We start from the raw sequence: 22,096 nt of genomic DNA, 5'->3' as shown, positions 1-22,096 counted from the left end.
GCAGCGAAATAAAGGAGGAGGCCGCAGGCCGGGGGACATTCGCGGAGCAAGGTACCCCGTCGGCGTGAGCGCGCCCCACGTCAGTCCTCGATCCCACGCTGCGCAGGAATCCCAGCCTTGAAAGCGTGCTTCACCAGAGTCATCTCGGTCACCGTGTCGGCCAACTCGATGATCTCCGGCGGACAACGGCGCCCCGTCAGCGCCACGTGCACATGCCTGGGCCGGTCACGCAAAGTCTCGAGCACGCCTTCGAGCGGCAGCCAGCCGTAGATCAGCGGATACGTGATCTCGTCCAGCACCACGAGAAAAAACTCGCCCGACATGATCGCCGCCTTCGCCTTCTCCCAGCCGTCGCGCGCAAGCTGGCCCGAGCGCTCCAGGTCCTGGCTCTTCCAGCTGAAACCGTCGCCCAGACCCTCGATCGGAATGCCGATCTGCTCGAACATCCGGTGCTCGCCGAATCGGGCACTCGGCACCTTCATGAACTGGTAGATCTTCACCGCCTTGCCACGGCCATGGGCACGCAACGCGAGGCCGAAGGCCGCCGTGCTCTTGCCCTTGCCGTCGCCGGTGTTGACGATGACGATCCCTCGGCGTTCGCCCTCGGGCTTTTCGTAAGGCTTCTCGCTGGGGGGTGTTTCGATCTGCATGATTCTTCGGTTCGTGTGTGTGTTACTGCGGCAGCGCGATCCACTGGTCCGCGACGCGGTGCACGCGGATGCGGTGGTCGAACACCTGCTCCAGCGCCGCATGGGTGGCCGGGTCGCCGCAGGTGCCGTGGTGCGCCACGCGGCCAAGGTTCATCACCACCAGTTCGTCGGCGGCCAGCGCCATCGGCAGTTCGTGCAGCACGCTGACCACGGTCTTGCCCTGGCCGACGAGGGCGCGCACGGTCTGCATCCAGTCGGCCTGGTGCGGCGGGTCGAGATTGGCGAGCGGCTCGTCCATCAGCAGCAGATCGGCCTCGACCGCGAGCGCACGCGCCAGCAGCACGCGCTGGCGCTCGCCGCCGGAGAGCTGGCCCAGCGGGCGGTCGCGCCAGTCCCAGGCCTGGGTGGTGCGCAGCGCGCGCTCCACCGCGTCTCGGTCGGCCGCGCTGGGCGCTGCCAGCCAGCGCTGGTGCGGCAGCCGTCCGAGCATGGCGATGTCGTAGACCATCAGGTCGTCGGCGCTGCCCTCGCCCGTGCCGCTCTGGCCGAGCCAAGACAGCCGCTGCGCCCGCACGCGCGCTGCAATCTTCGCCTGCGGCTCGCCGAACAGCCGCACCTCGCCGCGATGCGCGAGCAGTCCCGCCAGCGCCTTGAGCAAGGTCGACTTGCCCGCGCCGTTCGGCCCGACGATGCTGGTCCAGCGGCCGGAAGCGAGCGCCAGGTCGATACCGTGCAGCACCTCGGCGGCGCCGAGGGTGGCGCTCAGGCGGCGCGCTTCGAGCGCCGGTGCGTTGTTCATGCCACGCCCCCGCGGGCGCTGCGCCGGTGCATCAGCCAGAGCAGGTAGCTGCCGCCCAGCACCGCCGTGAGCACGCCCACCGGCAGTTCCTGCGGCGCGATCAGCCAGCGCGCCAGCAGGTCGGCCGACATCAGCAGCAAGCCGCCCATCAGCGCCGACAACAGGATGAGCCGCGCATGCGTGGTCTTGACCACCGAGCGCACCAGGTGCGGCGCCGCCAGGCCGACGAATGCGATCAGCCCGGTCTGCGCCACTGCCGCGCCGGTGGCCAGCGCGAGCACCACCACCAGCGCCGCGCGCATCGCGCCCAGCGGCAGGCCCAGGCTGCGCGCTGTGGCCTCGCCCAGCGCCAGCCCGTCGAGCACCGGCGCCAGCGCCCAGCCGAGCAGCAGGCACACCGCGCCGACCATCGCCATCACCGCGCAGGCGCTCCAGCCGACCAGCCCGGTGCTGCCGAGAATGAAGCCCTGGATGGCCTGAAGGATGTCGGCCGAAGCGATGGTGATGAGGTCTTTGGCGGCGCCGAGCACCACGCCGACGATCACGCCCGCGAGCAGCAGCCGCAGCGTCTGCTGCACGCCGCGCGCGAGCAGCAGCGTGAGCATCACCGCCACCACCGCGCCGATGAAGGCCGCGCCAGTGAGCCCGAGCCGCATCACCCATTGCGTGCTGGCGGCCGAACCGCCGAACATCAGCAGCGCCAGCGCCACGCCCAGCGATGCACCCGAGGCGCTGCCCAGCAGGTACGGGTCGGCCAGCGGATTGCGGAACAGCCCCTGCGCCACCGCGCCCGCCAGCCCGAGCAAGGCGCCGGCCAGCCAGGCGCCGAGCGTGCGCGGCAGGCGGATGTCCCACACGATCTGCAGCGCCACCGGGTCGTGCCGTGCCGACAGCAGGCTCTCGAAGCCGGTGCTGCCGATGCCCAGGCCCAGCAGCATCGCCCCCGCGCCCAGCACCAGCAGGCCGAAGCCCAGCAGCAGAACCCGCCGCAGGTGCGCCGTGTGCCTGTGCGCCGCGCTCACCGCTTGCCGCCCTTGTCGCCCAGGCACTGCGCCATGAGGCGCGCGGCCTCGTCCATGCGCGGGCCGGGCCGCACCAGCACGTCGGACTGCTCGGCGCTGAAGCGGCAGATGCGGCCTTCGCGCACCGCGCGGATGCCGGCCCAGCCCGGGCGCTGCTCCAGCCCCTGCGCGCTGCGCACGCTGACCATGATGATGTCGGGATTGGCGCGCACCACGTATTCGGGGTTGAGCTTGGGAAACGGGCCGAGCGAAGCCGGCACGATGTTCTTCGCGCCGAGCCGGGTGAGCGTTTCGCCGATGAACGACGACTCCCCCGCCGCGTAGGGCGCGCTGTTCACTTCGAAGTACACGCGCAGGCCCTTCGCGCTCGCGGGCAGCGACTGCGCGGCGGCCGACACGCTGGCGTCGATCACGCGCCAGACCCTGGGTGCCTCGTGCGTGCCCAGCACCTGGTCGAGCTTGTCGAGCACGCGCCGCACGTCGGCATGGCTCTTGGGCTCGAGCACCAGCACCTTCACGCCCAGCGCCTCGAGCCGCTGGGTGACGCGCGACGACTTGGCGAGCAGCACCGCGTCGGGCTTGAGCGCGACGATGGCCTCGACGTTCGGGTCGAGCCCGCCGCCGACTTGCGGCAGCGCCTTCACCTGCTCGGGCGAATTGGAATAGCGGTCGATGCCCACCAGCCGGTCGCAGGCGCCGAGCGCGCAGACCGATTCGGTGAGCGAAGGCAGCAGCGTGACGATGCGCCGCGGCGGCTCGCGCAGGCTCACGGTCACGCCGCGCTCGTCGACCACGTCGAGCGCGTGCGCCGCCAGCGCGAACAGCGCCAGGCCGAATGCGGCCAGCGGAATGCGGATCTTCCTCGCGCTCATGCGGCGGGGACCTTCAGGCTCAGCGGCAGGCCGGCCGCCATGAGCGTCACGCGGTGGCAGGCGGCGGCCACGTCCTGGTTCAGGCGGCCCAGCGCATCGACGAATGCGCGCGTCTCGCGGCCCAGCGGAATCACGCCGAGGCCGATCTCGTTGCCCACCAGCACCACCGGGCCGCGCGCTTCGCGCAACGCGACCATGAGCATGCCCATGTGCGTGGACGGCGTGCGCGTGGGAGGGCGGGCATCTTCGGCGGGCATCGGCATCAGCAGGTTGGTGAGCCAGAGCGTGAGGCAGTCGACGACCACCAGCGTGTCGGGCGTGCTCTGCGTGACCACGGCACGCGCGAGCTCGATCGGTTCCTCGATGGTGCGCATGCCGGGCACGCGCTCCGCACGGTCGGCCTGGTGGCGCACGATGCGCTCCTGCATCTCGTCGTCGTACGCCTGCGCGGTGGCGATCATCACGGCACGGCGGGTGCGCGGGTCGGCGGCGAGCCAGTCGGCGGCGCGCTGCTCGGCGCGGCGCGACTTGCCGCTCTTCTGGCCGCCGAGGATGAACTCGTGCTCAACAGTCGCGGGCTTGATCATGGTGGGCATGGCTTTGCAACTCGGTGGGCATGGCGCCGAAAAGTCGCGCGGTGGCTTCGGGGCTGGAAGCGAACCACGCATGGAAATAGCTGGCGCGCACAGGGCCGTGCACGTAGAGCGCCTCGCCGCCCTGCGCGCCCACGGCCTGGGTCGTGCCTGGCCGGGCGGTGCGCGCGACGGGCGCGAGCGGTGTCTCGCAGCGCGAATAGTGGAAAGTGTGGCCGCGCAAGGCGTGGCTGCCGAGCTGCAACTGCTGCGGGCCGAGGCCGGCCAGCCGCTTCTGCATGGTCACCCTGCCCGGCAGCAGGCCCCACAGGCGATGCACGTTGCCGGCCTCCGCGTCTTCATGCGTGGCCAGCTCTTCGAACAGCGCCATCATGCCGCCGCACTCGGCCCATACGGGCTTGCCGGCCGCCACATGGGCAACCAGCGCGGCGCGCATCGGTTCGCAGCGCGACAGCGCCTCGGCGTGCAGCTCCGGGTAGCCGCCGGGCAGCCAGACCGCATCGCAAGCGGGCAAGGCGTCGCCCGCGAGCGGCGAGAAGAAGGAAAGGCGCGCCCCCAGTGCGGTGAGCACGTCGAGGTTCGCGGGGTAGATGAAAGAGAAGGCGGCATCGCGTGCGATGGCGATGGTGCGGCCGGCCAGCAGCGGCTGCATGTTCGCGACATGCGGTGCGGCATCGAAGCGCACCTGCGGCAGTTGCGCGATGTCCATCTGCCCCAGCGGCGTGCCGGCCAGCACGTCGGCCACGGCGTCGAGGCGCGCCATCGCGTTGCCCAGTTCGTCCGCCACCACCAGCCCCAGGTGCCGCTCCGGCAGCGTGAAGTCCGCGTCGCGCGGCAAGGCGCCGAGCCATTGAGAAGGCTCGCGCAGCGCGTCTTTCAGCATGCCGGCATGGCGCTCGCTGCCCACGCGGTTGGCCAGCACGCCGGCCCACGGCAGGCCGGGCCGGAAGTTCTGCAGGCCGTAGGCCAGCGCCCCGAAGGTGCCGGCCATGGCATGCGCATCGATCACGGCCAGCACCGGCAGGCCGAAGCGCACGGCCAGGTCGGCGGCGCTCGGCGTGCCGTCGAACAGGCCCATCACGCCCTCGACGATCAGCAGGTCGCAGTCGGCCGCCGCCGCACGCAGGCGCTCGCGGCAGTCGGCTTCGCCGGTCATCCAGAGGTCGAGCGAATGCACCGGCGCGCCGGTGGCCAGCGCGAGCCAGAGCGGGTCGAGGAAGTCGGGCCCGCACTTGAAGGCCCGCACCCGCCGGCCCTGCCGCGTGTGCAGCCGCGCGAGCGCGGCCGCGACCGTGGTCTTGCCCTGCCCCGAGGCCGGCGCGGCCACCAGCACCGCGGCGCAGGCGGCCGCCGCGGCACCGGCGGTGTCGCTTGCTTGCGAGGGGTTGCTTATTGCGGCGTCCACTTGAGACCGACGTACGCGGTGCGGCCGGCGGTGGCGTACAGGCGTGCGTACTGGTAGTCCTTGTTGCCCACATTGTCGACCCGCGCGATCAGGTTCAGGTCGCGCGTGATCTGCCTGCTGGCCGACAGGTTCAGCACGGTGTAGCCGCCGAGCTTGACGCTGTTGGCGGCGTCGTCGTAGCGGCGGCTCGAGGTCTGCACCTCGGCGCCCAGCGTCCAGCCGGCGACGCGCCAGTCGGCACCGAAGGTGGCGTGGCGCTGCGCGCGGCGAGCCAGCAGGTTGTGCGTGCCGAGGTCGCGCGGGTCCTGGAAGTCGAGCGAGGTGCGCAGCGTGACGTCGCCGATGCGGTGGCCGCCCGACAGCGTGACGCCCTGGTAGCGGGCGCGCGCCGTGTTCCTGTAGCAGCCGAAGGAGGAGGCGCAGCCCTTGGCGGTGCCGTCGAAGCTGATCAGGTTGCGCACCTGGTTGTTGTAGACCACGATGCCGGCGTGCGAGGCGCCTTCGGTGTACTGCAGGCCCAGTTCGACGTTGCGGCTGGATTCGGGTTGCAGCGTGGCCAGGCCGTATTCGCTGAAGCGCTGGTAGAGCGTGGGCACGCGGAAGGCGGTGCCGGCCGAGGCCGTGAAGCGCAGCGACGGCGTGATGGCATAGCCGTAGGCGGCGCTGCCGGTGGTCTTGCCGCCGAATTCGCTGTCGCGGTCGTGGCGCACATGCAGCTGCAGCGAGTGCGGGCCCTGCACGAAGCCGTAGCCCAGCGACAGCGCGTCCTGCGCGCGGTCGCGCGACAGCAGCTTCGAGCTGGTGGTGGGCGCGTTGTCGAGTGCGTCTTCGCGGCGCTCGAGGGTGGCCGTCACCAGGTGCGGGCCGAAGCGGAATTCGTTCTGGAACAGGTAGCCGCGCAGGTGGGTTTCAGTTCGGTAGAACGAAGGCTGCGTCTTGTAGACCGATTGCGAATCGGTGATCTGCACGCGGGTGCTGTACACATCGTTCCACTTGGCCGACCAGGTGAGGCCGGCGGTGCGCAGCGTGTTGTTCGCGATGTCGTTGGCGAACAGGAACGGCAGCTTGGTCTTGTACGACACGGTGGCGTCGTAGCCGGCCTTGATGTCGCTCGCGAGCAGCGTGGCGTCGATGCGCTGGTCGGGGGTGATCTGGAAGCCCAGTTTCACGTTGCCCGAGGTGCTGTTGTAGCCGTCGCGATCGGGGCTGGTGAAGCCGTCCTTGACCACGTTGCGCTTGACCACCGGCTGCACGTTGTAGCCCTTGCTCTCTTCATGTTCGACACCGAAGGAGTAGTCGAACAGGCCTGACTTTCCGCTCACGCCGCCTTCGATCTTGCGCAGGCCGTAGCTGCCGAAGCCGATGCCCGCGTAGGGCGAGACGCCCTCTTCGCCGCGCTTGGTGAAGAGCTGGATCACGCCGCCGACGGCATCCGAGCCATACACCGCGGCGGCCGGGCCGCGCAGCACTTCGATGCGGTCGATCTGCGACAGCGGAATGCCTTCCCAGCCGGCGCCGCCGGTCGACTGCGAGTCGATGCGCACGCCGTCGAGGTAGACGGCCGTGAAGCGCGTTTCCGCGCCGCGGATGTACAGGCTGGTGGTGTTGCCGATGCCGCCGGTGCGCGAGATCTCGATGCCGGGCAGGCGCGCCAGCACGTCGGCCACGCCGGTGGCGCCGCTGCGCTCGATGGTCTGGCGGTCGATGATCGACACGTCGCCCACCAGGTCCGACAGTGCCTGCGGCGTGCGGTTGGCCGTGACCACCGTCTCGCCGAGGGTGGGCGCTTCTTGCGCATGGGCCGGGCCGCCGAAGGCGGATGCCAGCGCCAGCGGCAGGCAGGCGAAGCGGAGACGGCGCGCGGGAGCGCGGCCACGGAAAACGGAAGCGTGGGAAATCATGAAATGTGCCGAACGAACGTCAATGCCCCGTGCCGGCTTCCCCGCCGGCACCTGGGCGCAATGGCTGCCTCGCGCACGGATTCTTTTTTCCGTGCATGCGGCAGCCGCCTTGTTGGCCGGTATCCGGGCTGGCAGAACACCCCTCGCCGCCTTCCCAGGCACCTGTTTCAGGGTGCCCAGTGGCTGTGTGGAGAGGGGTGACGCCTTGCGGCGTCGTCTGCTTGACCGTTGCGGGGGCAGCGCAGGCGGCTTGGGCCGGGCCCGGTACGCGCTCGAGGGCGTTCGGGGGACCTTCACTCCTGCTTCCCGTTGAACCGCGGCGCGTGAACCACGCCGCAGGCACCAACGGCCGGGATTTTAGGCCCTGTCCGACACGATTTAAGCCGAAAGTTGCGCACCGCTAACATCGAAGCAATGCGCCCGGCCTCGGTTTTCCTGAATATTCGTTCCGCGCTGCAGCGGCTTTTCGGCGTTTCGGGCTGGCAGTCGATGCTGCTCTGGTCCATTGCCGCGGGCCTGCTCGGCACGCTGGCGACCGAACTTTTCCGCGCGGCGCTCTACGGCTTCGAGCATCTGGTGCTGGGCCCCGGCGAAGGGCTGGTGGCCATGGCCAGGCACCTGCCGTGGTGGGCGCGCGTGGCCTGCCCCACGCTCGGCGGGCTGGTGGCGGGCCTGCTGCTGGTGCTTGCCAAGCGCGTGGCGGAGCGAAGCGCCACCTCCGACTACATGGAAGCGATCGTGCTCGGCGACGGACGCATCCCGGTCGCGCAGACGCTGGTGCGCAGCGCGTCGTCGCTGGTGAGCATCGGCACCGGCGGCTCCATAGGGCGCGAAGGCTCGATGGTGCAGCTCGCGGCGCTGGCGGCCTCGCAACTGGGGCGGCTGCTGCGCTTTCCGGCGGAACGGCTGCGGCTGCTGGTGGCCTGCGGCGCCGCCGCCGGCCTCACGGCCGCCTACAACGCACCCATCGCTGGCGCCTTCTTCGTCGCCGAGATCGTGCTGGGCTCGATCGCGATGGAAAGCGTGGGGCCGATCATCATCGCGTCGGTGGTGGCGAACGTCGCGATGCGCGCGCTGCCGGGCTATCAGCCGCCTTACAAGATGCCGCCGTTCCCCGAGATCCACGGCGCGGAGGTGGTGCTGTTCTGCGTGCTCGGCGTGCTGCTGGGCTTTGCGGCGGTCGCATTCCTGCGCGCTTTGCAGGGCAGCCGCGCGCTGTTCGCCAGGCTGCCGCTCGCGCTGCCGTGGCGGCTGGCGCTGGGCGGGCTGCTGATGGGCGCCATTTCCGTACCGATGCCCGAGGTCTGGGGCAACGGCTACAGCGTGGTCAACGCGGTGCTGCACACGCCGTGGCCCTGGACGCTGATCGCGATGGTGCTGGTCGCCAAGGCGGCCGCGACCATGGCCACCGCGGGATCGGGCGCCGTGGGCGGCGTGTTCACGCCGGCGCTGTTCTTCGGCTGCATGATCGGCGCGCTGTTCGGGCTGGCGGTGCAGGCGCTGTGGCCGGCTTCCAGCTCCGCGCCTTTCGCCTATGCCATCGTCGGCATGGGCGCCTTCCTGGCGGGCGCGACGCAGGCGCCGCTGATGGCGATATTGATGATCTTCGAGATGACGCTGAGCTACCAGGTCATGCTGCCGCTGATGGCCGCGAGCGTCATCGCGTACTTCATCGCGCGCTCGGCCAATGCCGGCTCCATGTACGAGATCACGCTGCGCCGCAACGAGCAGCGCGACGCGCAATTGCGCCTGCGCGGGCTGCACGTGCGCGACCTCGTGCAGCCGGCCGAGACCGTGGTCGGCCCCGAGGCGGACCGCGAGGCGATGAGCAGGCTCTTCCTGCAGCACCCGGTGAAGTACCTGTACGTGGTCGACGCCGACGGGCGCTACCTGGGCGTGGTGCCGCTGGCCGCGCTGGGCGCAGCGCCGGCCGAAACCACGGCTGGCGCCCTGCTCTCACAGGCGATCCTGCCGATCACCGCCGACACCGGCCTGGGCGAAGCGCTGCAGCGCTTCCTGGAGCACCGTGGCGAGCGCCTGCCGGTGATAGAGAGCGCGGCCGACCCGGTGCTGCTGGGCGTGGCGGCCAAGAGCGCGCTGCTCGCCACCTATGTGCGGCTGAGCGAGTAGTTTGAAACGCCGGTGGAAGGCCGCAGAATCCATGCCTGCACGCCCCCTCGCCCAAGCATGGCGAAGGGCCCCTCCCAGGGAAACTACAATCGCCAACCATGCCCGCATCCAGCCCCATCGACCAGATCGCCGAGCGTGTCGAACGCCTGCTCGTGCGTCACGAAGAGGTGCAGCGCACCAATGAGTTGCTGCAGGAACAGGTCGATGCGCTCACGCGCGAACGCGACGCACTGAAGTCGCGGCTCGCTGCGGCCCGCACGCGCCTCGACGCGCTGCTCGAACGGCTGCCGGCTGAACCACCTCCCCAAGACCCCTCCGCATGAAGCAGATTGAAGTACAGATCATGGGCCAGAGCTATCTGCTCGGCTGCCCCGACGGCGGCGAGGCGCAGCTGCGCGAAGCCGTCGAACGCGTGGACGCTGCCATGTGCAAGATCCGCGATGCGGGAAAAGTCAAGGCCCGCGACCGCATCGCGGTGCTGGCCTCGCTGAACCTGGCCTTCGACCTGGCCGCGCAGCAGGCCACGGCCGCCGCCGCGCCCGCGGCAGTACCTCCCGCCGAGGCAGCAGGCACTGCCGCCGATACGGCGGAAACCGACCCGAAGGCCGCGCAGCTCATTCAGAGACTCGATCAAGCCCTTGCCGGCGATGGACATTTGCTCTGAATGAATTCGTCGGACACAGGCAGGGAGGCGTAAAATCCGAACTGTCTGCAGACGTGTCGGGCTTAATATTTCCTTGTTCCAATGCTCTCCGGAGCCGGGCTTGGTACATCGCTAGACGGGCGTGATCATCTCGCGTCAGATGAACCCGAAGTCTTGCTGCCCTCGCCCACCTGAACCCTGGTTCAGGATGCGGGTCCGGCACATCATCTGCAGACACCTTTTCCCGCCGCGGCCCCCTGCACCAGTTGCACGGGGCCGCTGCTTTTTGCAGAAGCACTTTCCCTTCCCCGCGCCACCGTGAACATCACCGCCCTGCTCGACCCCCTGCTCATCGCCGAACTCGCGGCACTCGGCCTCGGCACCGGCTTTCTCGCGGGCCTGCTGGGCATCGGCGGCGGCATGATGATGGTGCCGTTCATCACGATCATCATGGGCCACCGCGGCGTGCCGGCCGACCTGGCGGTGAAGATGGCCATCGCGACCTCCATGGCCACCATCATCTTCACCTCGGTGTCCAGCGTGCGTGCGCACCACAAGCGCGGCGCGGTGCGCTGGGACATCGTGAAGCGGCTCGCGCCCGGCATCGTCATCGGCAGCCTCGCGGGCAGCCTGGGCGTGTTCGCGCTGCTCAAGGGCACGGCGCTCGCCATCGTCTTCGCGCTGTTCGTGGGCTTCTCGGCCACGCAGATGTTCCTCGACAAGAAACCCAAGCCCACGCGGCAGATGCCGGGCACGGGCGGCCAGCTCGCGGCGGGCGGCGCCATCGGCTTCATCTCGGGCCTGGTGGGCGCGGGCGGCGGCTTCATCAGCGTGCCGTTCATGACGTGGTGCAACATCGCCATCCACAACGCCGTGGCCACGAGCGCGGCGCTGGGCTTTCCGATCGCGGTGGCCAACGTGGCGGGCTACGTGGTCAGCGGCCAGTCCGTCGACGGCCTGCCGGCCGGCTCCTTCGGCTACATCTGGCTGCCGGCGCTCGCGGTGATCGCGGCGTGCAGCGTGCTCACCGCGCCGCTGGGCGCCAAGGCCGCGCACAGCCTGCCGGTGAAGAAGCTCAAGCGCGTGTTCGCGAGCATCCTGTACCTGCTGGCGGCCTACATGCTCTGGAAGGGCCTGCACGGCTGAAGACGGCGAGCTGCCGGTCCGGCAGCTCCGGCTACTGCTGCACCCGCTGCCGCCACTCGCGCGGCGAGCAACCGAAGCGCTCCCTGAAGGCACGGCTGAAATGCGCCGCGTCGTTGAAGCCCCGCCCGTAGGCGATCTCCCCCACCGGGCGGCCCGCCAGGCGCGGCTCCAGGAGGTCGCGGCTGCAGGCCTCGAGCCGGCGCTCCCAGATGTACTGCGACGGCGTGAGCGGTTCGCTCTTGAACACGCGGTGGATGTGGCTCACCGACATGCCCAGCTCCGCCGCCAGCGTACCCACCGACAGCGACGGATCGGCGAGCTGCTCGTCGATGCGCCGCTTCACGCGCGCCAGGTGGTACGCCGTGAGATTGCTGAGCGCCGGCGCGCGCGCCGCAGGCAATGTCTGCAGCCCCGCCACCAGGATGTTCTGCACCCCGTGGGCCACGGCCAGCGCCGAGGCGGGCTGCAGCGTGTCGATGTCTTCCCGCAGCGTGCGGATCATGCCCAGCAGCAGGTGCCCCGCGCCTTCGCGGCCTGACACCGTGGTGGCCGTCAGCGCCTCGGTGTCGCGCAGTTCGCTGCGCAGGCGCTCGCCGGGGAGCTTCAGCACGATCTGCTCGAAGGCCTCGTCGAACAGCAGCTGGTAGGGCCGCGTGCTGTCGTACAGCGCGAAGTCGCCGGCCGACAGCACGGCGTCGCGCCCGTCCTGGCGCACCACGCCGTGGCCGCGCGCCTGGATGCTCACGAGGAAGTAGTCGTCGCTCGATCTCGAGATGTGGCCCGGCGTGCGCATCACCTTCTGCGGCGCCGAGGTGACCACCGACACGTCGAGGCCCGGCAGCGTGTGCTGGCGGATGCTGCCCTCGAAATCGCCCGTGTCGCCCTCGTGCACCGGGTCGCAGCCGAGCTGCACGTAGACGTTGCAGATCATGTCGGTCCAGTAGGCGAGCCGCTGGTTGCGCGAGACGGCGTCGGTGCTGATCAACTGGGTCATCGGGGGTTCCTCGGAAAGCCCGCGAACGGCGCGGACTGGTGCATGCAACGCTGGAACAAGAACGCGGCCAATCCTGGTCAAGCCGTTCCGGCGGCGCGAATTTACGCTTCAAGCAACCCGCATGCCACAGCGCAAACCCGGTGCGCGCGGCCTGCGGTTCACTACTTTCATTGCACCTGGAGATCCACCATGCCGACCACCGTCCACCCCAAGCTGCGCGTCGCCGCCGTTCAGGCAGCGCCCGTTTTCCTCGACCTCGACGCCACCATCGACAAGACCATCGACCTGATGGCGCAGGCCGCGAAACAGGGCGTGCAGCTCATCGCCTTTCCCGAGACCTGGATCCCCGGCTACCCATGGTGGATATGGCTCGACTCGCCGGCATGGGGCATGCAGTTCGTGCAGCGCTACCACGACAACTCGCTGGTCATCGGCTCCGCCGAGTTCGAACGCCTGAACGCCGCGGCGCGCAAGCACAAGATCTGGCTGTCCTTCGGCTTCAGCGAGAAGTCGGCGGGCAGCCTCTACATTGCGCAGGCGCTGATCGACGACCAGGGCAACACCGTGCAGACGCGCCGCAAGCTCAAGCCCACGCACGTGGAGCGCACCGTGTTCGGCGAAGGCGACGGCGCCGACCTGCACGTGGTGGAAACGCCGATCGGCAACATCGGCTCGCTGTGCTGCTGGGAGCATCTGCAGCCGCTCAGCAAGTACGCCATGTATGCGCAGAACGAGCAGATCCACTGCGCTGCCTGGCCCAGCTTCTCGCTCTATCGCGGCGCGGCCTACGCACTGGGGCAGGAAGTCAACAACGCAGCGAGTCAGGTGTATGCGGTGGAGGGCGGCTGCTTCGTGATCGCGCCCTGCGCCACCGTGTCCAAGGCCATGAGCGAGCTGATGTGCACCGACGCCGGCAAGCAGCAGATGCTGGGCGTGGGCGGCGGCCATGCGCGCATCTACGCGCCCGACGGTTCACCGCTGGGCACGCCGCTGGCGGAGGACGAAGAAGGCCTGGTCGTCGCCGACATCGACCTTGGCATGATCTCGCTCGCCAAGGCCGCGGCGGACCCCAGCGGGCACTACTCGCGCCCCGACGTCACGCAGCTGCTGCTGAACAAGACGCGCCGCGAGCCCATGGTGGTGCAGCTCACGCCCGAGCCCGAGAGCAGCGCGGCCGAGCCGGTCGTGGCCTGACAGCGAAGGAGCCGAGCCGTGGAATCCGCCATCGCCGAGCACCTGAAGTGCCCCCGCACGCGCCACCGCCGCGTGGAGGACGACTACGCCCCGCCCTACCCCGTGTGGTCGGCACGCGCGCCCGTATCGACCACGCAGGTGGTCATGGGCTACTTCGGCGTGCAGTCGCGCGGCGCGGACATGCAGGGCCGCGCCTGCGCCGCGCTGATGAAGATCGCGAGCGACTTCGCCCTGCCCGACGGGCCGGGCCACCACGACCTCACGCACCACGTCGATGCCGACGGCTTCGACAACATGATCGCCATCGCCTACTGGCGCGACACCGATGCGTTCAGGCGCTGGTGCGCCACGCCCGCTGTCGACGCATGGTGGCGCGCCGACGAGCGGCTCACGGAAGGCCTCGGCTACTTCCGCGAGATCGCGTCGCCACGCGTGCAGCACTTCGAGACCATGTTCAACACGCCCGACCGCATGGAGGGCGTGGGCGTGGTGATGGGCGGCGTCAGCGGCGAACTGCAGGAGCACGGCTACTGGGGATCGATGCGCGACCGCATCCCGCTCTCGCAGACCGACGCCATGGCGCCGTCAGGCACGCGCGCGGTGATCGCCGGCGCGCCGGCGCCGGGGCAGCGCGTGCGCATCGCCGGCCACGAGAACATCGCGATGATCCGCTCCGGCCAGGAATGGACCGACACCACCGGCCAGGAACGCACGCTCTACCTGCAGGAGATGGAGCCGGTGCTGCGCGAAGGCATGGACTTCCTGCGCGACCAGGGCCTGGGCATCGGCTGCTACAGCAACCGCTACATGCACCACCTCGACACGCACGGCAAGCCGCTGCAGAAGTCCTTCGGCCTGAGCTACTGGCACTCGCTGGCCGACATGGAGCGCTGGGCCGAGTCGCACCCGACGCACGTCGCGATCTTCGGCAGCTTCATGCGCTACGTGCAGGCGCTGAACTTCCAGCTGCAGCTGCGCGTGTACCACGAGGTGTCGGTGCTGAAGGCCGACGAGCAGAGCTACGAGTACATCAACTGCCACGCGCGCAGCGGGCTGATGAACGGGCTCGCGCCCGCGGCATGAGACGACCTGCGGTCAGCTCGCGAACAGCGCCTTGTGCTCCGCGCGCAGCAGCGCCTTCTGCACCTTGCCCATGGTGTTGCGCGGCAGCTCGGGCACCACGAAGCAGCGCTTGGGGATCTTGAAGTTCGCGAGCTTCGACTTGAGGTCGGCCACGATGGCTTCGGCGTCGAGCGCGGCGCCGGCCTTGGGAATGACGATGGCCACGCCCACCTCGCCGAAGTCGGGGTGCGGCACGCCGACCACCGCGCTCTCGGCCACGCCGGCCATCTCGTTGATGTAGCCCTCGATCTCGGCCGGGTACACGTTGTAGCCGCCGCTGATGATCAGGTCCTTGCTGCGCCCGACGATGGTGATGTAGCCCAGGCCGTCGATCTTGCCCACGTCGCCGGTCTTGAAGAAACCGTCCGCGGTGAACTCTTCCCTCGTCTTCTCGGGCATGCGCCAGTAGCCCGAGAAGACGTTGGGCCCGCTGACTTCGATGTTGCCGATCTCGTCGGTGGTGCAATCACGGCCGCTGTCGTCGCGCACGCGCAGTTGCACGCCAGGCAGCGCAAAGCCGACGGTGCCGCCGCGGCGCTCGCCCTGCTCGGGCCTGTAGGGGTTGGAGGTGAGCATGGCGGTCTCGCTCATGCCGTAGCGCTCCAGGATGGTGTGGCCGGTGCGCTCGCGCCACTCCTCGAAGGTCTCGATGAGGAGCGGCGCGGAGCCGGCGATGAACAGCCGCATGTTGCGCACCGCCTCGCGCGTGAGGCCCGGCTCCGCGAGCAGCCGCACGTACAGCGTGGGCACGCCCATGAACACCGTGGCTTCGGGCAGCTTCTGCACGACGCGCTTGGGGTCGAACCTGGAGAACCACAGCATCTTGCTGCCGTTGAGCAGCGCGCCGTGCAGCGCCACGAACAGGCCGTGCACATGGAAGATGGGCAGCGCGTGGATCAGCACGTCGCCTTCGGTCCAGCCCCAGTAGTCCTTCAGCACCTCGGCGTTCGACAGCAGGTTGCCGTGCGACAGCATCGCGCCCTTGCTGCGCCCGGTGGTGCCGCTGGTGTAGAGGATGGCGGCCATGTCGTCGGCCTTGCGGTGCGCCGGCGTGTGCCGGTCGCTGCATTGCGCGGCCACCTCCAGCAGCGTGCCGGTGCGGTCGTCGTCCAGCGTGAAGACGTGCTTCGTGCCCGCCGCGTTGGCGATGGGGCCGACCCACGGCGCGTTGCGGCTGGTGCACACCACCACGGCGGGCTCGGCGTTGCCGATGAAGTATTCGATCTCGGCGCTCTGGTAGGCGGTGTTCAGCGGCAGGAACACGTAGCCCGCGCGCAAGGTGGCGAGGTACAGCAGCATGGCCTCGACCGACTTCTCGACCTGCACGGCGATGCGCGCGCCCTTCTCGAGCTTCAGTGCATCGAGCAGGTTGGCGATCATGGCGCTGGCGCGATCGAGGTCGCGCCACGAATAGAACATGCCGTCGTCGGTCTCCACGGCAATGGCGTCGAGGTCGGCGGGAAAGGCCGCGCGCAAGGCGGCGAACAGGTTGGCGTTGGCAGGCTTCTTCATCGGGCAGGTACTTCAGAAATTCGGTTTGCGCTTGGCAAGGAAGGCGTCGATGCCTTCGCGGTGTTCGGCGGAGTCGGCATAGTCGTAGGCGGTGGCCAGCAGGCTGTGGGCCGAGGGCGCACCGGCGCGCAGCGCGGAAAAGGTCTTCTTGTGCAGGCGCGCCGCCTGCGGCGCGAGCGCGGCGATGCGCATGGCATGGTCGCGCGCGGCGGCGGCCACTTCGTTGTCTGGTAGCACGCTCAGCAGAAAGCCCGCGTCGTACAGCCGCTGGGCGCCGTGCACGCCGGCGGCCAGCAGCATGTCGCGCGCGAGCATGTCGCCGATGGCGCCATGCACCAGCGCGGCCTCGCGCGGCGCCATCGGAAAGCCGAGCTTCGCAATGGGCGCGCCGAACTTCGCGGAATCGCCGGCCAGCCGGATGTCGCAGCAGCTCGCGATCTCGATGCCCGCGCCCATGCAGGCGCCTTCGATCTGCGCGACCAGCGGCAGCGGGCAGTCGAGCATTGCCTGCAGCGCGGCCCAGACCTCGTTCTCATGGAATTCGCGCAGGCTCCGCTCTTCGAAGCGGAACGACGGGTACTCGGAAATGTCGCCGCCCGCGCAGAAGGCACCGCCCTCCCCTTGCACCACGACGCAGCGCAGGTGGCCGTCGCTTTCGCTGCTGTCGCGCAGGTCGTCGAACACGGCGCGCAGCGTGCGCCACATGGCGCGCGTCATTGCATTGAGCCGCCCCGCGTTCGAGAGCATGACGAAAGCGACTGCGCCGTCGCGGCGCAACGAAACCTGGCTGCCCCGCTGCTCGCCGATGCTCATTCGATCTTCGCGCCCGAGGCCTTGACCACCGTCGCCCATCGCTTGATTTCGGAATTCACGAAGCTGCCGTAGGCGGCGCCGGTGATGGTCGGGATCTCCGAGCCGTTCTGGGCCCAGATGTTCTTGATGTCGTCGCTTGCGAGCACTTTCTTCATTTCATCGATGATCTGCGGCTGCACCTCGGCCGGGGTGCGCCTGGGAGCCCACAGGCCGTACCAGGTGGTGACGGTGTAGTCGGGCAGGCCGACTTCGGCCGCACATGGTACGTCGGGAAACGCCGGGTTGCGCTTGCTGCCGGCCACCATCAGCGCCTTGATGCGGCCGCTCTTGATGTACTGGGCCGAGGAGCCGAGGCCGTCGAACATCAGGTCGACGTTGCCGGAGATCAGGTCGGCCAGCGCCGGGCCCGCGCCGCGGTACGGAATGTGGGTGATGAAGGTGCCGGTCTGCAGCTTGAACAGCTCGCCCGCCAGGTGGTGCGAGGTGCCCGCGCCGGCCGAGCCGTAGTTGAGTTGCCCGGGGCTGCGCTTGGCCAGCGCGATGAGCTCCTTGATGCTCGTGGCCTGCACCCGCTTCGGGTTGACCACCACCACCTGCGGCACGTTGGCCAGCAGCATCAGCGGAACGAAGTCTTTCTCGATGTCGTAGTCGAGCTTGGGGTAGACGGAAGGCGCGATCGCATGGTGGACCGCGCCCATGAAGAGCGAGTAGCCGTCGGCGGGTGCCTTCGACGCGATGCTGGCACCCAGCGTGCCGCCTGCGCCGCCGCGGTTGTCGATGATGAGCGACTGGTTCGTCAGCCGCGAGAACTGGCCCGACAGCGGCCGCGCGAACGCGTCGGTGCCGCCGCCCGCCGGGAACGGCACGACCAGCGTCACCGGCTTGCCCGGCCAGTTCTGCTGGGCGCGCGCCGCGCCGCAAAGCATGGCCGCACCGGCGGCGGCCACGCGCAGGACGTCGCGGCGTTGGAAGTTCGAATTCATTTGTCTCGTCTCCTGTCGTTGTGGATTCGCCGCCCCATGCGGCCGCCGGCGTGTCTTGCGCCGGCACTGGCACTTGCTTGCTTGCTCGCTGTTGCGCTCTTTTCGGACTTCAGCCTTTTTTGAAGAACAGGCTTTCGATGTCTCCCGACACTGCCACCTTGCCGTCCGCCAGCCAGGTGCGATGTTTGTCCAGCCGCTTGAGGTCGTACAGGTAATTGACCATCAGGCCGTACGACTGCTTGTGTCCCTTGGGCGACGGGTCGCCCGCCCAGTTGAGGCGTTCGACGCGCGCGCCGTTGCCCAGGTGGAAGCGCGCCACCGGATCGGCCGGCGTGCCGTCGACCAGCGCCCGGCCCAGGTATTCGGCGGCGGCCTGCATGAGCCATTGGCGCAGTGGCGACTTGGGCTCCAGGCCGGCGGCCGCATCCACGGCGGCGAGCAGGCGCTCCGCGGTGGGCGGCATCGAACCGACGAGCCGGCCGAGCTCGGCTTCGCGCTTTTCGTCCAGCCGCGGCAGCAGCTCGGCGGCGTTCTTCGCAAGCCAGGTGCGAAAGCCCGGAATCGGCGACAGCGTGGCGAAGGTCTTCAGGCGAGGCAGCTCGTCCTGCAGGGTCTCGACCACGCGCTTGATGAGCGAGTCGCCGAAGCTCACGCCGCGCAGGCCGTTCTGCGTGTTGCTGATCGAATAGAAGATGGCGGTGGTGGCCTTGGCCGGCAGCACCGGCGCCGCGGCTTCGTCGAGCAGCGGCGTGATGCCGTCGCTGATGCGGTCGACCAGTGCCACCTCGACGAAGATCAGCGGCTCGTTGGGCAGGCGCGGATGGAAGAAGCCGTAGCAGCGGCGGTCGCTGTCGTCGAGCCGGTTCTTCACGTCGGACCAGCTCTTGATGTCGTGCACCGCCTCGTAGCGGATGAGCTTCTCGATCAGCGAGGCTGGCGAGTCCCAGTCGATGCGGCGCAGCTCGAGGAAGGCCACGTCGAACCAGGTGGAGAACAGGTGCTCCAGCTCCGCGTCGAGAGCGATCAGGCGCTTGTCGGACTTCAGGCACGGCAGCAGGTCGGCGCGCAGGTCGACCAGGAAGCGCATGCCCTCGGGCTCGACCGCGAAGCGCTGCAGCAGGCGCATGCGCGGCGACACCAGCGCGCGGCGCAGGCGCAGTTCGGCCTGGCCCTCGTCGGGGGTGCCGACCGCGCCCTGGTGCTGGTCGCGGGCGGCCTTGAGCTTTTGCGCGTCGGCGGCGAAGTGCTCGCTCATGAGCGCCCAGTAGTCGCGGCGCTCCTCGGCAGTGGCGGCGCGGTAGGCGTCAGCGATGGCGTGCGCGCGGCGACCGCCCTCGACCTCGCTCACGCGCGGATCGATCACGGCCTGCAGTTCGGCCAGCACGCGGCGCAGGGCACGCGGCGACAGGGCCTCGTCGGCCTTGCGCAGCGTGACCTGCAAGCGCTCGGCGGTGGAGCGCGCGCTGGGCTTGGGGGCGCTCCTGGACGCATTCTTTACCGTGCTCTCCGGCGCCACCGGCACCTTCGAGCCTTCACCGGACCGCAGCCGGGCCTGGAACCATTCGGTCGCACTCATCGGGGGACTCCAATGCTCGAGGGGATGCTCATGACATCACCCTGGATTTCTGATGGCGCATCACTTCGCGCAGCGCCTCGCGCTGGCGCAGCATGTGGGTGCGCATGGCGGCGTCGGCGCCTTCGCTGTCGCGTGCCTTCAGGGCCGCGAAAACGGCCAGGTGCTCCGACAGGCTCTGCTCCAGCCGGCCGGGCGCGTGCAGCTGCTGCAGGCGCGCGAGCTTCAGTATCTTGCGCAGGTCGCCTATGACCTGGGCCAGCCACTTGTTGTCGGCGAGCTTGATGATCGCCTCATGGATGATGTGGTTGGTGGCGTAGTAGTCGTTGATGCGGCGCGCCTTGGCATGGCGCACCAGCCGTTCGTGCAGTGCGTCGAGTTCGTGCAGTTCGGCATCGCTCGCGTTGCGGGCGGCCTCGTAGGCGCAGCGGCCTTCGAGCAGCGCGATGACCGGGAATATCTCGTCGAGGTCACGCTCGGTTACCTCTCGCACGAAGCATCCGCGGCGCGGCTCGTGCCGCAGCAGGCCTTCGGCGGTGAGCACCTTGAGCGCCTCGCGCAGCGGCGTGCGCGAGATGGAAAGCCGCTCGCAGAGCGCGGCCTCGTCCACGAAGCTGCCGGGCGCCAGCGTGCCGTCGAATATCTGCTCGCGCAGCGTGGCGGCGACTTCGTCGTGCAGGGAGTTGGGGACCAGGCGCATGGATCGGGGCCGCGTAATTTCCTGTAATTACGCGTAATTCTGAGCTTGCACGCCAGCCGACGCAAGGCGGCGAACCCGCTGCGCGGCTGGGACTTACCCTGCGAACTTCCGGATCAAGCGCGTGCGGCAGCCGCGGTCTTGCCGCCGCGGCCGAACCAGAACCACAGCGCGATGCCGGCGATGACCATCGGCACGCTGAGCCATTGGCCCTGGCTCAGGTTGAGCGCCCGCAGGCCCAGGAAGTCGTCGGGCTCGCGGAAATACTCGGCAATGAAACGCAGCGCGCCGTAGCCGATCAGGAACACCGCGGCCACCTGCCCCTGCTTGCGCTCCTTGCGCGCATAGATCCACATGATCGCGAACAGCAGCAGCCCTTCGAGCAGGAACTGGTAGACCTGCGACGGGTGGCGCGGCAGCATCGAGCCGCTCTGCGGAAACACCATGCCCCAAGGCAGGTCGGGGCTGCTGAAGCGGCCCCAGAGTTCGCCGTTGATGAAGTTGCCCACGCGCCCGGCGGCAAGGCCGGTCGGCACGCAGGGCGCGACGAAGTCCATCACCTGCCAGAACGGCCGCGCGCGCGAGTGCGAGAACCACACCATCGCGCCGATCACGCCGAGCAGGCCGCCGTGGAAGCTCATGCCGCCCTGCCACACGTAGAGAATTTCGAGCGGATGGGTGAGGTAGAACTCGGGCTTGTAGAACAGGCAGTAACCGAGCCGCCCGCCGACGATGACGCCCATCACGCCAAGGAAAAGTATGTCCTCGATGTCCTTGCGCTGCCATGCGCCAGCCCCCACCAGCGACCGGTACGGTTCATGGCGCAGCCGGCGCGTGCCGAGAAAATAGAACAGCGCGAAGGCGGCCAGGTAGGTCAGGCCGTACCAGTGGATGGCCACCGGCCCCAGTTGCAGGGCGATGGGATTGATCTGCGGATACATGAGCATCCGCAGATTGTGCCCCGGCCGGATGTCGGGGCCGGGACGGGGATATTCGGCCTCCAGCCGCCTCGCGTGCGTCCTTCAGGCCGGCGCCGCGCCGCGCTCCCGCACGAACGCCACGAAGCGCGCAAGCGCCGGGTTGGCGGCCTCCTCGGGCCACACCAGGCTGGTCTCGCAGGCCGGCAGCACCGGGGCATTGCGGTGCCGCGCGGCCGGGGCGAACTCTTCGGCACGCCGGTACACCACGCCCGCCCGGCGAAACTGCATGACACTCTCCGGCACCCACGCCACGCCGATGCCGCCGGACACCAGGTTGACGATGGTCTGCATCTGGATTGCCTCCTGCCCCAGCAGCGGCGCGCGTCCGGCCGCGTGGTACAGGTCGAAGACGGCGTCGTGCAGCGAAGGCACGATGCGGCGCGGAAAGATCACCAGCGGCTCGGCCAGCACCTCCGCCAGCTGCAACTTCGCCGCGCTTGCCAGCGCGTGCCGCTCGGGCAGCGCGAGCACCAGCGGCTCCTGCGACACCACCAGCCGCGCGAGCCCCGGCGGTGCCGCGCCGGGCGAATGCAGCATCAGCCCGGCATCGATCTCGCCGCGCGCGAAGGCTTCGAGCTGCACGTCGCCGGTGGCCTCGACCAGCTCCAGCGCCACCTCGGGGCACAGCACGCGAAATTCGCGCACCCAGGCCGGCAGCTGCTCGAAGCCGACGGTCGAGACGAAGGCGATGCGCACGCGCCCCACCTGCCCTGCCGCCGCGGCGCGCGCCCTCGCGGGGAGCGCCTGCGCTCGCGCCAGCAGTTCGCGCACGTCGGGCAGCAGCGCCTCGCCGGCCGGGGTGAGCGCCACGCGCCGGCGGGTGCGGTCGAACAGCACCACGCCCAGCGCCTTCTCGAGTTGGGCGATGGCCTGCGTGACCGGCGGCTGCGTCATGTGCAGGCGCAGCGCGGCGCGGCCGAAATGCAGTTCTTCGGCCACGGCCACGAACTGGCGCCAGGCCCGCAGGTCGATCAGGCTTTCTTTCATATGCCAAGCATATCAATCGACAGCAAAAAACGGATTGGAACCAATCAATCAGAAGTCCGATACTTGGGCTCCCCGATCTC

21 protein-coding genes and 1 riboswitch are annotated in these 22,096 nt (G+C 69.4%); of the genes, 6 read left to right on the top strand and 15 right to left on the bottom strand.

From position 1 onward, the window contains the following. Positions 1-80 precede the first annotated feature (80 nt). The 7 genes from cobO to AC1RVW_RS18400 are packed head-to-tail and all read right to left on the bottom strand — an operon-like array spanning position 81 to position 7,242. Complete coding sequence (gene cobO, locus AC1RVW_RS18430; RefSeq protein WP_409195347.1) at positions 81-650, bottom strand: cob(I)yrinic acid a,c-diamide adenosyltransferase; 570 nt, start codon at positions 648-650, stop codon at positions 81-83. 22 nt (positions 651-672) lie between these two features. Next, on the bottom strand, positions 673-1,449 hold the full coding sequence (locus AC1RVW_RS18425; RefSeq protein WP_493201628.1) for an ABC transporter ATP-binding protein: 777 nt from the start codon (positions 1,447-1,449) through the stop codon (positions 673-675). After that, positions 1,446-2,471: a FecCD family ABC transporter permease gene (locus tag AC1RVW_RS18420; RefSeq protein ID WP_493201626.1), complete on the bottom strand. Its 1,026-nt coding sequence runs from the start codon at positions 2,469-2,471 to the stop codon at positions 1,446-1,448. The genes AC1RVW_RS18425 and AC1RVW_RS18420 overlap by 4 nt, the downstream gene beginning before the upstream one ends. Beyond that, entirely contained in the window at positions 2,468-3,343 is an 876-nt protein-coding gene (locus tag AC1RVW_RS18415) for an ABC transporter substrate-binding protein (protein WP_493201624.1), read from the bottom strand. The genes AC1RVW_RS18420 and AC1RVW_RS18415 overlap by 4 nt, the downstream gene beginning before the upstream one ends. Then, the gene (locus AC1RVW_RS18410) at positions 3,340-3,939 is read right to left on the bottom strand and encodes a bifunctional adenosylcobinamide kinase/adenosylcobinamide-phosphate guanylyltransferase (protein WP_409195345.1); all 600 of its coding nucleotides are present in this window, start codon (positions 3,937-3,939) and stop codon (positions 3,340-3,342) included. Before AC1RVW_RS18410 ends, AC1RVW_RS18415 begins: the two co-directional genes overlap by 4 nt. Next, positions 3,908-5,341, bottom strand: coding sequence for a cobyrinic acid a,c-diamide synthase CobB (locus AC1RVW_RS18405; RefSeq protein WP_493201622.1), 1,434 nt, complete (start codon positions 5,339-5,341; stop codon positions 3,908-3,910). The genes AC1RVW_RS18410 and AC1RVW_RS18405 overlap by 32 nt, the downstream gene beginning before the upstream one ends. Beyond that, positions 5,326-7,242 (bottom strand): TonB-dependent receptor domain-containing protein, encoded by a 1,917-nt coding sequence (locus AC1RVW_RS18400; protein ID WP_493201620.1) that lies wholly within the window; start codon positions 7,240-7,242, stop codon positions 5,326-5,328. The genes AC1RVW_RS18405 and AC1RVW_RS18400 overlap by 16 nt, the downstream gene beginning before the upstream one ends. Positions 7,243-7,339: 97 nt before the next feature. Beyond that, positions 7,340-7,604: riboswitch (cobalamin riboswitch) on the bottom strand. 52 nt (positions 7,605-7,656) lie between these two features. On the opposite strand from AC1RVW_RS18400, the gene AC1RVW_RS18395 reads away from it, so the two are divergent. From AC1RVW_RS18395 to AC1RVW_RS18380, 4 genes are all read left to right on the top strand, one after another. Then, complete coding sequence (locus AC1RVW_RS18395; protein WP_493201619.1) at positions 7,657-9,372, top strand: ClcB-like voltage-gated chloride channel protein; 1,716 nt, start codon at positions 7,657-7,659, stop codon at positions 9,370-9,372. A 98-nt stretch (positions 9,373-9,470) separates the two neighbouring features. Continuing rightward, the gene (locus tag AC1RVW_RS18390) at positions 9,471-9,695 is read left to right on the top strand and encodes a DUF904 domain-containing protein (protein ID WP_081270851.1); all 225 of its coding nucleotides are present in this window, start codon (positions 9,471-9,473) and stop codon (positions 9,693-9,695) included. Next, positions 9,692-10,036 (top strand): cell division protein ZapA, encoded by a 345-nt coding sequence (locus tag AC1RVW_RS18385; RefSeq protein ID WP_493201617.1) that lies wholly within the window; start codon positions 9,692-9,694, stop codon positions 10,034-10,036. The genes AC1RVW_RS18390 and AC1RVW_RS18385 overlap by 4 nt, the downstream gene beginning before the upstream one ends. Before the next feature lie 303 nt (positions 10,037-10,339). Then, positions 10,340-11,161 carry a sulfite exporter TauE/SafE family protein gene (locus AC1RVW_RS18380; RefSeq protein WP_081270931.1) on the top strand — a complete coding sequence of 274 codons (822 nt, stop codon included), beginning with the start codon at positions 10,340-10,342 and terminating at the stop codon, positions 11,159-11,161. A 31-nt stretch (positions 11,162-11,192) separates the two neighbouring features. Here AC1RVW_RS18380 and AC1RVW_RS18375 read toward each other — a convergent pair whose 3' ends face one another. Then, a complete protein-coding gene (locus AC1RVW_RS18375; protein WP_106934733.1) occupies positions 11,193-12,155 on the bottom strand; it encodes an AraC-like ligand-binding domain-containing protein in 963 nt (320 codons plus the stop codon). 189 nt (positions 12,156-12,344) lie between these two features. Here AC1RVW_RS18375 and AC1RVW_RS18370 point away from each other — a divergent pair, with 189 nt between their 5' ends. Together AC1RVW_RS18370 and AC1RVW_RS18365 are read left to right on the top strand one after the other, a co-directional pair. Next, complete coding sequence (locus tag AC1RVW_RS18370; RefSeq protein WP_493201615.1) at positions 12,345-13,349, top strand: carbon-nitrogen hydrolase family protein; 1,005 nt, start codon at positions 12,345-12,347, stop codon at positions 13,347-13,349. Positions 13,350-13,367: 18 nt separating this feature from the next. Then, positions 13,368-14,432 carry a phenylacetaldoxime dehydratase family protein gene (locus AC1RVW_RS18365; protein ID WP_493201613.1) on the top strand — a complete coding sequence of 355 codons (1,065 nt, stop codon included), beginning with the start codon at positions 13,368-13,370 and terminating at the stop codon, positions 14,430-14,432. A 12-nt stretch (positions 14,433-14,444) separates the two neighbouring features. On the opposite strand, the gene AC1RVW_RS18360 is transcribed toward AC1RVW_RS18365, so the two are convergent. The 7 genes from AC1RVW_RS18360 to AC1RVW_RS18330 form a co-directional block, all read right to left on the bottom strand. Continuing rightward, complete coding sequence (locus tag AC1RVW_RS18360; RefSeq protein WP_493201611.1) at positions 14,445-15,983, bottom strand: malonate--CoA ligase; 1,539 nt, start codon at positions 15,981-15,983, stop codon at positions 14,445-14,447. Positions 15,984-15,995: 12 nt separating this feature from the next. Continuing rightward, complete coding sequence (locus AC1RVW_RS18355) at positions 15,996-16,796, bottom strand: enoyl-CoA hydratase/isomerase family protein (protein ID WP_493201609.1); 801 nt, start codon at positions 16,794-16,796, stop codon at positions 15,996-15,998. Next, positions 16,793-17,779 (bottom strand): Bug family tripartite tricarboxylate transporter substrate binding protein, encoded by a 987-nt coding sequence (locus AC1RVW_RS18350; protein WP_081270858.1) that lies wholly within the window; start codon positions 17,777-17,779, stop codon positions 16,793-16,795. Before AC1RVW_RS18350 ends, AC1RVW_RS18355 begins: the two co-directional genes overlap by 4 nt. 109 nt (positions 17,780-17,888) lie before the next feature. Beyond that, positions 17,889-19,355 (bottom strand): malonyl-CoA decarboxylase, encoded by a 1,467-nt coding sequence (locus AC1RVW_RS18345; RefSeq protein WP_493201607.1) that lies wholly within the window; start codon positions 19,353-19,355, stop codon positions 17,889-17,891. 28 nt (positions 19,356-19,383) lie between these two features. After that, positions 19,384-20,052 (bottom strand): GntR family transcriptional regulator, encoded by a 669-nt coding sequence (locus AC1RVW_RS18340; protein ID WP_081270860.1) that lies wholly within the window; start codon positions 20,050-20,052, stop codon positions 19,384-19,386. A gap of 113 nt (positions 20,053-20,165) precedes the next feature. Beyond that, the gene (gene lgt / locus AC1RVW_RS18335) at positions 20,166-20,996 is read right to left on the bottom strand and encodes a prolipoprotein diacylglyceryl transferase (protein WP_285411750.1); all 831 of its coding nucleotides are present in this window, start codon (positions 20,994-20,996) and stop codon (positions 20,166-20,168) included. Positions 20,997-21,071: 75 nt separating this feature from the next. Further along, the gene (locus tag AC1RVW_RS18330; RefSeq protein ID WP_493201605.1) at positions 21,072-22,016 is read right to left on the bottom strand and encodes a LysR family transcriptional regulator; all 945 of its coding nucleotides are present in this window, start codon (positions 22,014-22,016) and stop codon (positions 21,072-21,074) included. Positions 22,017-22,096: the final 80 nt, after the last annotated feature.

The sequence above is a fragment of the Variovorax sp. MPBD4-3 genome, from assembly GCF_058809745.1.
This window is presented reverse-complemented; position numbering and strand designations above follow the sequence as displayed.

Bases quoted from the DNA above. Each gene is read 5' to 3' on its own strand.
- AC1RVW_RS18360 (WP_493201611.1), bottom strand. From the start codon at position 15,983: ATGAAGAAGCCTGCCAACGCCAACCTGTTCGCCGCCTTGCGCGCGGCC.
- AC1RVW_RS18355 (WP_493201609.1), bottom strand. From the start codon at position 16,796: ATGAGCATCGGCGAGCAGCGGGGCAGCCAGGTTTCGTTGCGCCGCGAC.
- AC1RVW_RS18425 (WP_493201628.1), bottom strand. From the start codon at position 1,449: ATGAACAACGCACCGGCGCTCGAAGCGCGCCGCCTGAGCGCCACCCTC.
- lgt (WP_285411750.1), bottom strand. From the start codon at position 20,996: ATGCTCATGTATCCGCAGATCAATCCCATCGCCCTGCAACTGGGGCCG.
- AC1RVW_RS18390 (WP_081270851.1), top strand. From the start codon at position 9,471: ATGCCCGCATCCAGCCCCATCGACCAGATCGCCGAGCGTGTCGAACGC.
- AC1RVW_RS18385 (WP_493201617.1), top strand. From the start codon at position 9,692: ATGAAGCAGATTGAAGTACAGATCATGGGCCAGAGCTATCTGCTCGGC.
- AC1RVW_RS18350 (WP_081270858.1), bottom strand. From the start codon at position 17,779: ATGAATTCGAACTTCCAACGCCGCGACGTCCTGCGCGTGGCCGCCGCC.
- AC1RVW_RS18400 (WP_493201620.1), bottom strand. From the start codon at position 7,242: ATGATTTCCCACGCTTCCGTTTTCCGTGGCCGCGCTCCCGCGCGCCGT.
- AC1RVW_RS18375 (WP_106934733.1), bottom strand. From the start codon at position 12,155: ATGACCCAGTTGATCAGCACCGACGCCGTCTCGCGCAACCAGCGGCTC.
- AC1RVW_RS18340 (WP_081270860.1), bottom strand. From the start codon at position 20,052: ATGCGCCTGGTCCCCAACTCCCTGCACGACGAAGTCGCCGCCACGCTG.
- AC1RVW_RS18415 (WP_493201624.1), bottom strand. From the start codon at position 3,343: ATGAGCGCGAGGAAGATCCGCATTCCGCTGGCCGCATTCGGCCTGGCG.
- AC1RVW_RS18395 (WP_493201619.1), top strand. From the start codon at position 7,657: ATGCGCCCGGCCTCGGTTTTCCTGAATATTCGTTCCGCGCTGCAGCGG.
- cobO (WP_409195347.1), bottom strand. From the start codon at position 650: ATGCAGATCGAAACACCCCCCAGCGAGAAGCCTTACGAAAAGCCCGAG.
- AC1RVW_RS18330 (WP_493201605.1), bottom strand. From the start codon at position 22,016: ATGAAAGAAAGCCTGATCGACCTGCGGGCCTGGCGCCAGTTCGTGGCC.
- AC1RVW_RS18345 (WP_493201607.1), bottom strand. From the start codon at position 19,355: ATGAGTGCGACCGAATGGTTCCAGGCCCGGCTGCGGTCCGGTGAAGGC.
- AC1RVW_RS18410 (WP_409195345.1), bottom strand. From the start codon at position 3,939: ATGCCCACCATGATCAAGCCCGCGACTGTTGAGCACGAGTTCATCCTC.
- AC1RVW_RS18370 (WP_493201615.1), top strand. From the start codon at position 12,345: ATGCCGACCACCGTCCACCCCAAGCTGCGCGTCGCCGCCGTTCAGGCA.